At 71.6% G+C, this 13,801-nt stretch carries 14 protein-coding genes; 7 read left to right on the plus strand and 7 right to left on the minus strand.

Going from position 1 to position 13,801, the window contains the following annotated elements:
- Nucleotides 1–102: 102 nt before the first annotated feature.
- Nucleotides 103–1,776, minus strand: a complete 1,674-nt coding sequence (locus ACFYNL_RS14605) for a DUF3152 domain-containing protein (RefSeq protein WP_388802061.1) — start codon at nucleotides 1,774–1,776, stop codon at nucleotides 103–105.
- A gap of 8 nt (nucleotides 1,777–1,784) precedes the next feature.
- On the minus strand, nucleotides 1,785–2,825 hold the full coding sequence (locus ACFYNL_RS14610) for an alpha/beta fold hydrolase (RefSeq protein ID WP_388802064.1): 1,041 nt from the start codon (nucleotides 2,823–2,825) through the stop codon (nucleotides 1,785–1,787).
- A 275-nt stretch (nucleotides 2,826–3,100) separates the two neighbouring features.
- On the opposite strand from ACFYNL_RS14610, the gene ACFYNL_RS14615 reads away from it, so the two are divergent.
- From ACFYNL_RS14615 to ACFYNL_RS14630, 4 genes are all read left to right on the plus strand, one after another.
- Nucleotides 3,101–3,325, plus strand: a complete 225-nt coding sequence (locus ACFYNL_RS14615; protein WP_388802068.1) for a hypothetical protein — start codon at nucleotides 3,101–3,103, stop codon at nucleotides 3,323–3,325.
- 208 nt (nucleotides 3,326–3,533) lie between these two features.
- On the plus strand, nucleotides 3,534–4,175 hold the full coding sequence (locus ACFYNL_RS14620) for a TetR/AcrR family transcriptional regulator (protein ID WP_388802071.1): 642 nt from the start codon (nucleotides 3,534–3,536) through the stop codon (nucleotides 4,173–4,175).
- Between the two features lie 186 nt (nucleotides 4,176–4,361).
- The gene (locus ACFYNL_RS14625) at nucleotides 4,362–4,589 is read left to right on the plus strand and encodes a DUF3107 domain-containing protein (protein WP_019754243.1); all 228 of its coding nucleotides are present in this window, start codon (nucleotides 4,362–4,364) and stop codon (nucleotides 4,587–4,589) included.
- Between the two features lie 211 nt (nucleotides 4,590–4,800).
- Nucleotides 4,801–5,070, plus strand: coding sequence for a hypothetical protein (locus ACFYNL_RS14630; RefSeq protein WP_388802074.1), 270 nt, complete (start codon nucleotides 4,801–4,803; stop codon nucleotides 5,068–5,070).
- 98 nt (nucleotides 5,071–5,168) lie between these two features.
- Here ACFYNL_RS14630 and ACFYNL_RS14635 read toward each other — a convergent pair whose 3' ends face one another.
- On the minus strand, nucleotides 5,169–5,933 hold the full coding sequence (locus tag ACFYNL_RS14635) for a ferritin-like fold-containing protein (protein ID WP_019754245.1): 765 nt from the start codon (nucleotides 5,931–5,933) through the stop codon (nucleotides 5,169–5,171).
- A 471-nt stretch (nucleotides 5,934–6,404) separates the two neighbouring features.
- On the opposite strand from ACFYNL_RS14635, the gene ACFYNL_RS14640 reads away from it, so the two are divergent.
- Nucleotides 6,405–8,822, plus strand: coding sequence for a DEAD/DEAH box helicase (locus ACFYNL_RS14640; RefSeq protein WP_388802722.1), 2,418 nt, complete (start codon nucleotides 6,405–6,407; stop codon nucleotides 8,820–8,822).
- Between the two features lie 79 nt (nucleotides 8,823–8,901).
- Nucleotides 8,902–9,825 carry an alpha/beta fold hydrolase gene (locus ACFYNL_RS14645; protein WP_388802077.1) on the plus strand — a complete coding sequence of 308 codons (924 nt, stop codon included), beginning with the start codon at nucleotides 8,902–8,904 and terminating at the stop codon, nucleotides 9,823–9,825.
- On the opposite strand, the gene ACFYNL_RS14650 is transcribed toward ACFYNL_RS14645, so the two are convergent.
- Nucleotides 9,822–10,715 (minus strand): NYN domain-containing protein, encoded by an 894-nt coding sequence (locus ACFYNL_RS14650; protein ID WP_388802725.1) that lies wholly within the window; start codon nucleotides 10,713–10,715, stop codon nucleotides 9,822–9,824. The two genes, ACFYNL_RS14645 and ACFYNL_RS14650, sit on opposite strands and share 4 nt — an antisense overlap.
- A gap of 205 nt (nucleotides 10,716–10,920) precedes the next feature.
- On the opposite strand from ACFYNL_RS14650, the gene ACFYNL_RS14655 reads away from it, so the two are divergent.
- Complete coding sequence (locus tag ACFYNL_RS14655) at nucleotides 10,921–11,073, plus strand: hypothetical protein (RefSeq protein ID WP_019757098.1); 153 nt, start codon at nucleotides 10,921–10,923, stop codon at nucleotides 11,071–11,073.
- A 116-nt stretch (nucleotides 11,074–11,189) separates the two neighbouring features.
- Here ACFYNL_RS14655 and ACFYNL_RS14660 read toward each other — a convergent pair whose 3' ends face one another.
- The 3 genes from ACFYNL_RS14660 to ACFYNL_RS14670 form a co-directional block, all read right to left on the minus strand.
- Nucleotides 11,190–11,795: a MarC family protein gene (locus ACFYNL_RS14660; RefSeq protein ID WP_388802080.1), complete on the minus strand. Its 606-nt coding sequence runs from the start codon at nucleotides 11,793–11,795 to the stop codon at nucleotides 11,190–11,192.
- Nucleotides 11,796–11,975: 180 nt separating this feature from the next.
- Nucleotides 11,976–12,833, minus strand: a complete 858-nt coding sequence (locus ACFYNL_RS14665) for a PHP domain-containing protein (RefSeq protein ID WP_388802083.1) — start codon at nucleotides 12,831–12,833, stop codon at nucleotides 11,976–11,978.
- Nucleotides 12,834–12,973: 140 nt separating this feature from the next.
- Complete coding sequence (locus ACFYNL_RS14670; protein ID WP_388802085.1) at nucleotides 12,974–13,615, minus strand: DUF6758 family protein; 642 nt, start codon at nucleotides 13,613–13,615, stop codon at nucleotides 12,974–12,976.
- Between the last annotated feature and the right edge of the window lie 186 nt (nucleotides 13,616–13,801).

Below are 13,801 nucleotides of genomic sequence, written 5' to 3' on the forward strand. Positions count from 1 at the left end.
AGACGGAAGGAGAGCCCGTCGACGGCGCGCAGACCGCCGAAGTCGACCGTCAGACCGGGCACTTCGACGAGGCTCGCGAACGAGTGACATATGAGCCACCCGTCAACTCCCCGGATACGGCCAGGGGTTGGGTCGGCAACGGATCCCGTCGTGGTCGAGGAACTTGGTCTGCTGCTGCATGACCGGGGCGAGGTCGCCGTCCTTGTCGCAGGTGACGTGGTTGAAGCCGAGCCGGTGGCCGATCTCGTGGTTGATCAGCATCTGTCGGTACTCGTGCATGCGATCGCCGTAGGTCCGCGATCCCTGCGCCCATCGGTAGGCGTTGATCATCACGCGCTCGGTGGCGGCCGAGTCGCAGGAGACGTTGTCCTCGGTGGTGTCGAGCCCGGACTTGGCGCACCACACGGCGGTGGTCCCGGGGCTGGCCAGGGTGATGACGAAGTCGGGCTTGCCGGAGTGGACGCGCTCGAAGGTGCGGGCGCCGTTGTGGGCCCAGCTCCGGTCGTCGTTGAGTGTCTTGTGCACCGCCTCGGCGAAGAGTTCGCCGTCGAGCCCGAGCCCCTTCTCCACGTCCACGCGATAGGTGAACTTCTGTCCCGTGCCGGGCGCCTTGTCGATGCCCCGGATCGCGTCGAACTCGCCCGAGCCCTCGAACGCGGCGCTGAGCGCGTACCTCTTGCCGATCTTCTGCTCGTACGTCTGCGGCGCCACGCTCGGCGGATCGGCCGGCGTCGGCCGTCCGTCCCCGCGCGAGGCCGGGTCACGTGCGTCGCGCGGCTGCTCGCCGGCGGTCGGCGACCGCAGGTCGCCGCCGTCCCCTCCCTCCGCGACCTGACCGGCGACGACGACAGCCAGGACGGTGACCACGGCGGCCGCCGCGATGCCGGTGAACGCCCGGCCCTTGCCGCCCTTCGCCGGGACGGGCGCACCGCTCGGCGGAGCGTCGTCGAAGTCGGTGTCGCTCGCCACCCCGATGCCCGCACCAGTGTCCCACTCGGTGACGGAGGCGTACGGGTCGAAGGCGTGCGCGGCGTCGGATGCGCGGGGCACGAAGACGTCGGCGTCCTCGTCGAAGGCGTCGAGGTAGTCCTGCCGGGGCCCCTCGGACGGCGACGCCCGCCGGGGGCGCGGCAGCGGAACACTCGCGGGCGGCGCGCCGGCCCCACCCTGCGCGAACCCGGTCCTCCCCCTCAACTCGCCCCAGCCGCCCCCGGGTTCGCGCTGCTCGGGGTGCCCGGCACGAGTGTGGGGGACGCCGTGGGCGGGGGTGCCGTCGGGCAGCCTGGGGACGCCGTGAGCGGGAGTGCCGTCGGGCAGCCTGGGGAAGCCGTGCGCGGGAGTACCGTCCGGAAACCTCGGAACCCCCTGCGCCGGCGTCCCGTCCGGGAGCCTCGGAAAACCGTGCGCGGGAGTACCGTCCGGGAACCTCGGAACCCCCTGCGCCGGTGTCCCGCTTGAGGGCCCTCGCCCTGCGTACGTCGGCGTCCCCGCCGTCGGCATACCCGGCCGGCCGGGCTGCGGCACCCGGCGACCGCCGGGAGTGCCGGGAGTGCCGGGACCACCCGGGCCGCCCGACTGCGGGCGACCGCTCTGACCCGCACCCGGCGCCGTCCCGGGCCGCGCGGCCGTCGGCCTGCCCGGTCCCCCCGTACCCGGGGCGGAGGGCCCCCGCTGGCCGGGGCCCGCCTCGGGCTGGGCTTCTCGGGAACCCTGTCGTGCGGTGGTGTTCGCGGTGTCGCGCTGCGCGGCGAGCCCGCGGCGGCTGTGGCGTCCCACGTCGCGCCTCAGCTCCCCGCGTTCTCGGATACGGCCTCGCCCTTGCTCGCGCTCCTGGTCACGCCCGCACGAACGGTGTGCCCGGCGACCGGTGACTCCCCCGCCTCCGCGACGAGGTCACGGAACGCACGGGCGACCATCTCGGGGTACTCCATCATCGCCACGTGTCCCGCCTCCGGCAGGGTCACCAGGCGGGAGTCGCGGAAGCTGCGCGCGGCCTTGTGGCACATGCGGTAGCCCACGAGCTGGTCCCGGCCGCCGTAGACGAGCAGCGTCGGCGCCAGCACCCGCTCCGCCTGGCGCCACAGCGCGTGCTGGCCGCCCAGGGTGTAGGCGTTGACCAGTCCGCGTGCCGAACGTGTCATCGCGTCCCAGAAGTACGGCAGTTGCAGGCGGCGTTCCATCTCCTCGACCGCGTGGCGGAACCCTTCGGGCGTCACCCGCCCGGGGTCGCCGTAGCACAGCTGCATGACTCCCCGCACCCGCTGCTCCGCCGTCCACTGCCTGGTGAGCCGGGTGAAGAGCGCGGTCACGCCGGGCACCGCCAGCAGCCCGGTGGGCACGGCGGTGCGCTGGACACGGAGCTCCGGAAGCGCGGGCGACACGAGGGTGAGGGTACGGACCAGGTCCGGCCGGACCGCGGCGACGCGCGTGGCGACCGCGCCGCCGAGCGAGTTGCCGAAGAGGTGTACGGGACCGCGGTCGGAGGCGTCGAGACAGCGAATCACCGCGCGTGCGTGCGCGGTGATGGAGTAGTCGCCGTCGTCCGGTGGGGGCGAGTCGCCGAAGCCCGGCAGATCGACGGCCTCGCCGTCGACATCGCCCTCCAGCTGCTGCATCAGCGCCGACCAGTTCTGCGAGGAACCGCCGAGCCCGTGGACGAACAACGCGGGCGGCAGCCCCTCGCGCGCGGGCGGCCTCGACCGCACCGTCAGCGTCATTCCCGGCAGACCGACCGACCGCAGCCGCTCGCCCTCCGCGACCCTGACGGCCGCCACCCTGGGAAGCACATTGGCGGCCGGCACGGACGGCAGCTCGGTCGAAGACATGCGGCAATGTTACGAGATGATCACACCCTGGTTCATGTGTTCGCCGTCACAAGTCGTCACGTACATGGCAGAGATCCGGAAGGGGAACACGGCTCGGGCACCGCGGTCACGCAAGCCGCCCGGCGCACGCTTGAATCGCCCGCACATCCCCGGCACATCACATAGCGTCCGGAACCGGTGTCTCCTAGGCTCGTACGCAGGGCACCCGTAGGAGCACCCCTGCTTCGCCCAGGGACGTCGTGCCCCCCGGGGACGTTCTAGGAAGGGAGCCCGCCATGTCCGTCGACCCCACAGACCCCGAGACGTTCGCGACCGACGACTCCGAGGAAGCCCCGGAGTTCGACGTCGAGGCCCCCGCGGCCGACGCCGCGGAACAGCACGCCGACGTCAAGCCGGATCGCGACGATCCGCTGACGGGCGTGGACCCGGACCGGGCCAACGAGGCCGACCTGGTCGAACAGGCGCGCGTCGTCTCCATCGACGAGGACGACTATCGATGACAGGAGCCCCTCCGGGGGCCACTGAAACAGGAATGAACAGGAAAGAGCGCCGATCCTTGCCCGTTCTGCATCGGTTTCAAACCTTCTGTGCGACTTTCGTCACCGTCCGGTCCGTGAAATTCTGCGCTCACACCGCGCACACCCGGGTTACCGAAAAGTACGATGGCGGCGCGGCGCACACCGCATGTGGACGATCTTGGGAGGCGGCGTGACAGCCATCGAGCAGACAGAGGCGGCACGCCCGCGGGGCACTCGCCTGCCACGCCGTGCCCGACGGAACCAGCTGCTGGGCGCCGCCCAGGAGGTCTTCGTCGCGCAGGGCTACCACGCTGCCGCGATGGACGACATCGCCGAGCGCGCCGGCGTCAGCAAGCCGGTGCTGTACCAGCACTTCCCCGGCAAGCTCGACCTCTACCTCGCCCTGCTGGACCAGCACTGCGAGTCGCTGATCCAGGCCGTACGCAACGCGCTCGCGTCGACGACCGACAACAAGCAGCGCGTGCGGGCGACGATGGACGCGTACTTCGCGTACGTCGAGGACGACGGCGGCGCCTTCCGCCTGGTCTTCGAGTCGGACCTGACGAACGAGCCCGCCGTGCGCGAGCGCGTAGACAAGGTCACGAACGACTGCGCCGAGGCGATCTGCGACGTCATCGCCGAGGACACCGGCCTCTCCCGCGCGGAGTCGATGCTGCTCGCCTCCGGCCTCGGCGGGCTGGCCCAGGTCGTGGCCCGGTCCTGGCTGCACAGCGACCGCAGCGTCCCGCGCGACCAGGCGGTGCAGCTGCTCACCTCGCTGGCCTGGCGCGGTATCGCGGGCTTCCCGCTGCACGGCTCCGAGCACCACTGACATCGACCCGCACGCGCGCGTGGCGCCTTACCGGCACCCACGCGCGCGTGCGGGCGGTTCGTTCCCGTCCGCTGTTCGCTCCTGGCGTTCTCGGGCGGACGGTGTACGTCCCCTCACCGGGCTAATGTGTGCTGGGTACGGCGCGTAAAGGTCGCGCACTTCACTGACCGTCGGAGGGACATAGCCGTGGAGGTCAAGATCGGCGTGCAGCACGCGCCCCGCGAGATCGTTCTGGAGAGCGGTCAGAGTGCCGAGGAGGTCGAGCGGGCGGTGTCCGAGGCGCTGGCCGGGAAGTCGCAGCTGCTGAGCCTCGTGGACGAGCACGGCCGCAAGGTCCTGGTCCCGGCCGACCGTCTCGCGTACGTGGAGCTCGGTGAGCCGGCCCCGCGCAAGGTGGGCTTCGGCGCGCTGTAGGAAGGCGCCGAAGGGCAGAGGTGACGGGAGGGGCCCGGCGACTCAGGTCGCCGGGCCCCTCCCTTTTTTCGACCCGGTGGGCCCCCGCCACCGCTCGTCCTCCACGGATGGAGCACGGATCGATCACAGGGGATGATTGCCTTCCGCAGGTCAGGGGTATGACGGGCTACGACTGTTTCGTGCAGGCCGGCCATGTGGGAGGGACCCCGACATGCTCCTGGAAGCGCTGAGTTCCGCGATCCTCGGCCTGGCCCTGGCGTGGGCTGCCGCCCACCGCCTGCCACACCGCATGCCGACCCGTTCCCTGGTCCTGCCGACGGGTGTCGCGGGTGCTCTCTTCGGCGCCTTCATCACGCACACGGCGCTGGATTTCGGCAACCTCTTCGTGATTCTGGTCGGCTCGGCGATCGTCTCCGCCGCCTCGCTCTCCCTCCTGGTACGCCCGGCGGGAAGACTCCGCCGGCACTCGGCGACCGCGTAGACCCCGAGGACCGGCCGCCGCGAACGTGACGTGCCTTCAGGCGCACAGGGGCGCGAGCGGGCGTCCGGGGGCCGGCGGCCCCCGGTGCCGGATCGGTGTCAGGCCGCGAGCCCCAGGGCGGCCATCCGCTTCGTGTGCGCCTCGGTGATCCGCGAGAACATCTTTCCGACCTCCGCGAGGTCGAACCCGTCCGCGACGCCGCCCACGAGCATCGTCGACAGCGCATCCCGGTCCGCGACCACCCGCTGCGACTGGGACAGCGCCTCCCCCATCAGCCGGCGAGCCCACAGCGCGAGCCGCCCGCCCACGCGAGGATCGGCGTCGATCGCGGCCCGCACCTTCTCCACGGCGAAGGACGCGTGCCCGGTGTCATCGAGCACGGCGAGCACGAGCCCGCGCGTGTCCGAATCGAGCCGTGCCGCGACCTCCCGGTAGAAGTCACTGGCGATCGAGTCGCCGACGTAGGCCTTGACCAGCCCTTCGAGCCAGTCCGACGGTGCCGTCTGCTTGTGGAACCCGTCCAGCGCGGCGACGAACGGCTCCATGGCCTGCGTCGGCTCCGCCCCGATCTCGGTGAGCCGGTCCCGCAGTTTCTCGTAGTGGTGGAACTCGGCCGACGCCATCTTGGCCAGCTCCGCCTTGTCCGCCAGCGTCGGCGCCAGCTTGGCGTCCTCCGCCAGCCGCTCGAACGCCGCCAGCTCCCCGTAGGCCAGCGCGCCGAGCAGGTCCACGACAGCGGCCCGGTACTGCGGATCGGCGGAGGCCTGCGCCCAGTCCTGGGCGGCGACCCCGGTGTGTTCGACGGTGGAGGCGGCGGTGTCGGAGGCGTCAGGGGTGTTGTCAGGCGTCGTCATGAAGCGCACAATAGCCCGCTCACCGTGTCACGGAAGGCCCTGGTCAACCAGTGTGACGCCGACTACGTGACCAATTCGGCCATCACATGTGCGCGTTTCCGGGGTATGGTGGTAATGCGCCCGCTGAGTACTCTGACGTACTCGACGGGCCGCACGTTATGAGGATGCCCGGTCGGTGGCCCGATCGGCTCCGACCCGACAGCCCTCCCTGGCCGTACGGCACTGTGCGTACGACGACCGGAGGGACACCCTCAGCGGTACGAGCGCTAGAGCGTCGGCAGTGGTCCCGTGTCTTACGGCCCGACCGTACGGCAGCCGACGTCCCCGGCACGGTCCGTCAAGACCCCCGCGCTCGCCTCGCACCGCGTACACAGAAGAGGCAGCACCCTGACTACGACTTTCCGAGAGCTCGGAATCCTTCCCGAGACCGCCGAGGCCCTTGAGGCCGTCGGCATCGTCAACCCCTTCCCCATCCAGGAGATGACCCTCCCCGTCGCCCTCTCCGGCACGGACGTCATCGGCCAGGCAAAGACCGGCACCGGCAAGACGCTGGGCTTCGGTCTGCCGCTCCTGGAGCGCGTCACCGTCCCCGCGGACGTCGAGGCCGGCCGTGCCGAGCCCGAGGACCTGACCGACGCCCCGCAGGCGCTCGTCGTCGTGCCCACCCGCGAGCTGTGCACGCAGGTCACCAACGACCTGCTGACCGCGGGCAAGGTGCGCAACGTGCGCGTCCTCGCGATCTACGGCGGCCGCGCCTACGAGCCCCAGGTCGAGGCCCTCAAGAAGGGCGTCGACGTGATCGTCGGCACCCCGGGCCGGCTGCTGGACCTCGCGGGCCAGAAGAAGCTCAACCTCAAGCACATCAAGGCGCTCGTCCTGGACGAGGCCGACGAGATGCTCGACCTGGGCTTCCTGCCGGACGTCGAGAAGATCATCGACATGCTGCCGAACCGGCGCCAGACCATGCTGTTCTCGGCGACCATGCCGGGCGCGGTGATCGGCCTCGCGCGCCGCTACATGTCGCAGCCCACCCACATCCGCGCCACCGCGCCGGACGACGAGGGCGTGACGGTCGCGAACATCGCGCAGCACGTCTACCGCGCGCACAACATGGACAAGCCCGAGATGGTCGCGCGCATACTGCAGGCCGAGGGCCGGGGTCTGGCCATGGTCTTCTGCCGCACGAAGCGCACCGCGGCCGACCTCGCCGACCAGCTCCAGCAGCGCGGCTTCGCCTCCGGCGCGGTCCACGGCGACCTCGGCCAGGGCGCCCGCGAGCAGGCGCTGCGGGCGTTCCGCAACGGCAAGGTGGACGTGCTCGTCTGCACCGACGTCGCCGCGCGCGGCATCGACGTCGAGGGCGTGACGCACGTCATCAACTACCAGTCGCCGGAAGAGGAGAAGACGTACCTGCACCGCATCGGCCGTACGGGCCGCGCGGGCAAGACGGGTACGGCGATCACGCTCGTCGACTGGGACGACATCCCGCGCTGGCAGCTGATCAACAAGGCGCTGGAGCTGAACTTCAACGACCCGCCGGAGACGTACTCCACGTCCCCGCACCTCTTCGAGGACCTGAAGATCCCCGCGGGCACCAAGGGTGTCCTGCCCCGCTCGGAGCGCACGCGCGCCGGGCTGGCGGCGGAGGAGCTGGAGGACCTCGGCGAGACCGGTGGACGCGGTGCGCGCGGTCGCGGTGGCCGGGGTGGCCGGGACGAGTCCCGCTCCTCCTCGTCGGACCGTGAGCGCTCGGCGCGTACGCCGCGTCGCCGCCGCCGCACGCGCGGCGGGTCACCGCTGGACGCGACGTCGGCGCCCGCCGGTACGGCGACGCCGGACGAGACGACCGAGTCCGCCACGGCGGAGTCCGTCACCGCGCCTCGCACGCCGCGCCGTCGCCGCCGCACCCGCGGTGGGGCGGCGGCCGAGTCGGCCCCGGCCGTCACGACCGCGGCGGAGACCGCCGAGGCCGCCGTGACCACGGCGGAGGGTCCGACCCTGGACACCGCCGAGGAGGCCCCGGCGAAGCCGCGCCGTCGCCGGACGCGCAAGTCGGCGGAGACCGAGGCGACTTCGGCCGAGACCGTGACGGCGCCCGAGGCGGAGGCCACGCGGGTCTCGGAGCCCGAGGAGGCTCCGGCCGCCAAGCCGCGCCGCCGTACCCGCAAGGCCACGGCCGCCGCCGAGACAGCGGTGGCCACGGCGGAGGGAGCCACCGAGGCCGTACGGGAGACCCCGGCGGCGCCGGAAGCCCCGGAGGCCGAGGAGGCCGAGCCGAAGGCTCGCCGTACCCGCAAGGCCACCGCCGCAGCGGAGAGCGCCGTCGACACCGCCGAGGCCGCCGAGGCCAAGCCCAGGACGCGCCGCACCCGCAAGACCGCGGCGTCCGTCGAGGCCGCCGCCGCCCCGGCCCAGCCGGCCCAGGAGCCGGAGGCCGAGGAGGCCGAGCCCAAGGCACGCCGTACCCGCAAGGCCACCGCCGCAGCGGAAAGCGCCGTCGACACCGCCGAAGGCACCGAGGCCAAGCCGCGCCGCACCCGCAAGACCGCCGCGGCCGTCACCGAGCCCGACACGGGCGAGGCCACCGAGGCCAAGCCCAAGGCACGCCGCACCCGCAAGGCCACCGCCGCAGCGGAAAGCGCCGTCGACACCGCCGAGGCCACCGAGGCCAAGCCGCGCCGCACCCGCAAGACCGCCGCGGCCGTCACCGAGCCCGACACGGGCGAGGCCACCGAGGCCAAGCCGAAGGTACGCCGCACCCGCAAGACGGTGGCGTCCTCCGCTCCGGCCGCGGACATCCCGGCCCAGGCCACGCAGGAACCCGCGGCCACCGAGGCGCCCGCGCCGCGCCGCCGCACCCGCAAGGCCACGGTCGCCGCGGAGCCCGCGGAGAGCTGATCGCCGTACGACGGCCCGGTCCCATCCGAGGTGGGGCCGGGCCGTCGGCATTCCGCGCCCCACCCGCTACCCTCCCCCCGTGACCACCGAACCCGTCTTCACCCCGCCTCCGAACGCCCGCGCCTACCCCCTGCGCACCTCCCGTGGCACCTTCGCGGTGGTCGACCATCCCGTCGCCCCCGGCGTCGAGCCCCGCGGTGTCGCCCTGCTGCTCCCCGGGTTCACGGGCAGCAAGGAGGACTTCACGCTGATGCACGAGTCGCTCGGGGCGCGCGGCTACCGCACGGTCGCCGTCGACGGACGCGGGCAGCACGAGTCGGACGGACCCGAGGACGACGAATCCGCGTACGCGCGGGAGGAACTGGCCCAGGACGTCCTCGCCCAGGCAGCGGCCCTCGACGCCGGTGACGGCCCCCTGCACCTCCTCGGTCACTCACTCGGCGGCCAGATCGCCCGCGCCGCCGTCCTGCTGGACCACGCCCCGTTTTGCTCGCTGACCCTGATGGCGTCGGGTCCGGCCCAGATCTCCGACTCCCAGCAGCAGCGCGTGAAGCTCCTGCGGGACGCGCTCGGGGTGATGACGATGGCCGAGACCTGGGAGGCGATCCTCGCCATGGGGCCGCCCGAGGAGGTCGGCGGTCCGGCGCGCGGCATCGGCGGACTGGAGCTGCTGCGCCGCCGCTGGCTCGGCACGAAGCCCGCGCAACTTCTCGCGACGGGGCGGCAGTTGACCACGGAACCGGACCGCGTCGACGAACTCGCCGCGCTCCCGCTGCCGTTCCACGTCCTGTCCGGCGCCAGCGACGACACCTGGCCGGTCCCCGTCCTCGACGACATGGCGGCCCGGCTCAAGGCGCGCCGCACGATCATTCCCGGCGCCGAGCACTCCCCCAACGCCGACCAGCCCCTGCTCACCGCGCGGGCCGTGGCCGACTTCTGGGACGGCGTCGACGGGGTGGATCCTGCGGGCAGCATCGCCGGACGACCGCCGGCGGGCGCCTAGTACTGCGCCTGGAGGTGCTCCCAGAAGCCGTCCCGCAGGGCCCGCCGCAGATCCGCCTGCCCGCGCAGTGAGTACTGGAGCAGCCCCTCCGCCTCCACCAGCAGATCCTGGTCCACGGACCCGGGCAGGTACGGGTGGCCGGGCAGCAGCTCGACGAGTGACTCACGCCCCCGGGCGGCGAGCCACTTCGCAGCAATCTGTGCGCCGACGAACCGCACGTCCTCGCGGGTCGGCCGGGCGCCCGCCGCCTCGTATGCGGCCGCGGTGCGCCGGGAGACGTACGGCTTGAAGAAGTCGAGGTCGAAGGTGCGCTGGCTGTCGACCTCCCAGAGCAGCGGTTCGGCCTGGTTGCGGCCCTCGGGCGCCTCGATGCCCCACAGGTGCACCCGCGCGCCGTACCCCTGCGCGGCCTCGACCGCCGACACCAGGTCCTCGTCCCCGCCGAGCAGGGCCGCGTCGCTGATGGCGCGGTGCCGGGCCAGTGACTCCAGGTCGGTCCTGATGAGCGAGTCGACGCCCTTCTGCTGATTGTTGGCGTTGAGGTTGCCCAATCGCACCTTCACGTCGGGAAGCTCGGCGATCGACTGCTGTTCCGCCGTGTGGATACGGCGGCGGGCGCCGTCGTACCAGTAGACCCGCAGCAGCCTGCTGTCCGCGAAGATCGTGCGCGCCTTGTCGATGAGCGCCTCGATCAGCCCTTCGGCGTCCAGATCGAAGGCCCGGCGGTCCTCCGTTCCGGAGACCAGCCGGCCCGCGGCGGCGTACAGATAACCCGCGTCGACGAAGATCGCATGGGTGGAGGGCGTCTTCGCCACCTCGGCGAGCATGCGTTGCAGCAGCTCGTTGGTGCGGTCGATGCGGGCGCCGAGCGCCGCGAGGTCGTCGTTCATCATCTCCATTGTCCCGGCGGTCACGCTGCGAACACAACCGGTCCCGGTCCGTCTCGTCCTATCCCTCGACGAACGCTTACCCGTCAGTAGTTAGTCGTTCGAAAAATTTCTTTAGCGTAGGGAATGTTTGTAACGCGCGACTGGTTGCATACATGTGTAACGCAGTAGTTCTCCTCAGGAGGATGACCGGACGAAGGGAGAAGCCATGCGCTTCGAGATCATGCGACTCGACGAGGTCGACGGCACGGCCGTGGACAGCACCGTCGTGGACGCCGCCTCCGTCAACCGGATCGTTCAGCAGGCCGCCGCGATCGGCCAGCGGCTCTGGATCCGCCCGACCGAACCCACGGCTTCGTGATGTCGTAAGTCTTTTTCTTGATGCTTCAGGGCCCCGTACGGCAGCGACGCCGTGCGGGGCCCTTGTGCGTGGGCGGAGCGATCACGGGCGGGGCAGCCCTCGGCCCCCGCCGTCCGTCACCCTCCCCTGATCACCTGGGTCACCCCGTTGATGATCTGCTGCACGGCGATCGCCGACAGCATCATGCCCGCGAGCCTCGTCACGAGGACCACGCCGCCGTCCTTGATGACCCGGATGATCAGCAGCGAGTACCGCATCACGAGCCACAGCACGACATGGATGGCGAGGATGGCCGACCACACCGACACCTGGCCGGCCACGCTGTCGGCCTTCTGCACGGCGAGGATCACGGAGACGATCGCTCCCGGCCCGGCCAGCAGGGGCATGCCCAGGGGTACGAGGGCGACGTTGACGTCCTTGGTCTGCTTCGGCTCGTCCGTCTTGCCGGTGAGCAGGTCGAGCGCGATCAGCAGGAGCAGCAGCCCGCCCGCGATCATCAGCGCGGGAATGGATACGTGCAGGTAGTCGAGGATCTGGTGGCCGAGGAGCCCGAAGATCGCGATGACACCGCCGGCCACACAGACGGCCTGGAAGGCCATCCGACGCTGCACCTTGGCCGGGCGGCCCGCGGTGAGCGCGAGGAAGATCGGGGTGATCCCGGGCGGATCCATGATCACGAAGAGGGTCAGGAAGAGGGAGCCGAAGACGGCGAGGTCGAACATGGGTGAGGGGCCTTGCGACGTGGGTGGTTCGCGCGGTGGGCAGGCAGGAGTGGTACCGCTGTGCCGCTACCGCTGTGGGCAGACGTTCCGCTGGGGTCCCCGAGCCCTCAGGGCATGGGGGAAGGAACGGGCGGGCACGACCGACGGCGTCGGGTGCCTGTGAACGGAAGGGAAGGCGATCTAGACCCCGCCGGTCCCCGGCACGGGAAACGCGCCGGTCGCCCGCCGCGTGATCTCGCCGTACACCTCGGGATCGGTGGTGTACTCCCCGAGCACGCACGTCTTGCGGCTGCCGTGGTAGTCGCTGGACCCGGTCGTCAGCAGCCCGAGCTCCTTGGCGAGCCCGCGCAGCCGCGCGCGCGTGTCGGGATCGTGGTCCATGTGGTCGACCTCGATGCCGTCGAGGCCGGCCGTGGCCATGTCGGCGATCGCGGCCTCCGGAACCGTACGGCCCCGCTTGCTGGCGGCCGGGTGCGCGAAGACGGCGACACCGCCCGCGGCCTTGATCAGCCGGATCGCCTCGAACGGGTCGGTCTCGTGCTTCTCCACGAAGGCCCGGCCGCCGTCGGCCAGCCAGTCCTCGGTGAAGGCGTCGCCCACGGTCGGTACGACTCCGAGCTCGACGAGCGCCGAGGCGACGTGCGGCCGGCCGACCGAGCCGTCACCGGCGATCCGCAGCACCTGCTCCCAGGTGACGGGCACGCCCAGCGCGTTGAGCTTGGCGACCATGCCCTGGGCGCGGGGCACCCGGTCGTCGCGCACCAGCTCACGCTCGGCGAGCAGCGCGGGCTCCGCGGGATCGAAGAGGTAGGCCAGCATGTGCATGCTGATGCCGTCGACACGGCACGACAGCTCGGCGCCGGTGACGAGGGTGAGCCCCTCCGGCAGCGCGGCGATCGCCTCGGCGTGTCCGCGGGTGGTGTCGTGGTCGGTGAGCGCCACGACGTCCAGTCCGACCGCGGCGGCGCGCCGCACCAGCTCGGCCGGGGTGTCCGTGCCGTCGGAAGCGGTGGAGTGGGTGTGCAGGTCGATACGCACGCGAACTCCAGACGACGAGACGGAAAGGGCCGTTCAAGCGGAAGGGCCCGTTCGAACGGAGAGGGCCGCTCAAGGATAACCGGATTTTCAACGACCCCTGTCACACCCGAACGGCCGAGCACCCCTTACATCCGGGCGACCTACGGCTCCATCAGACGCGGCGACAACGCCCCGCACGGCACCAGGTCCAGCTCGGCCCCCGCGTCTCGCAGATCGGTCAGCACCATCTCGTCGTACATCAGCAGCCCGGACTGCTCCGGCCACACGACCGCCCACAGCCACATCCCGAGCGCCTCCCCGGCGAAGACCGCACGGTCGCCGGGCGTGCCGGAGACATGCCACAGCGGAGTCGGGCGGCCGGCGGCGAGGACCTTGGCCTGGGGCGGCTTCTCGACGTTCAGGTACGGCCCCGGATCCGGGCCGTCCATGCCCGCGTAGCGCGCGCCGAGACCGACACCGAGTTCCTCGGCGACCAGGATCAGTTCGCCCATGCCGCCGAGCGGACCGGGTCCGGAGCAGGCGACGGCCGTCGCCCGGCCGCCACTGCGGTCGTCGCCGGCACTGGCGACCCCGGTGAACAGCCAGCCGATCGGCAGCGGCCACGGCATCCACACCGGCACCTGGGTGCGATGCACCACGACACCGAGGGCCTCGACGCTGGGCGGGATCACGGGCTGCACCGGGTGGACGGTGCCGTGCACGTCACACTGCCAGGCGTCGGCGAAGAGTCCGGGAGCCCTGACCCGGCCACCACACTTCGGGCAACTGGGTTCGCCCCTCATAGGGCCCCACGGTCCTACCCCTTCCGCGTCACGTCAAGGACGATCACCCGTCCGGGCGGAACCCTTCACCAAACAAATTTAGATGTAACTAACATTAATTAGCTTGGCTAACATGGCGCATGCAACTGCCAACCAGAACCGTGGGGATGGGAGAACGGACATGCACCCCCTCGACGCGCGAGCGGG

Origin of the sequence: Streptomyces sp. NPDC007808 (assembly GCF_042868655.1) — a bacterium.
Lineage (GTDB): Bacteria > Actinomycetota > Actinomycetes > Streptomycetales > Streptomycetaceae > Streptomyces.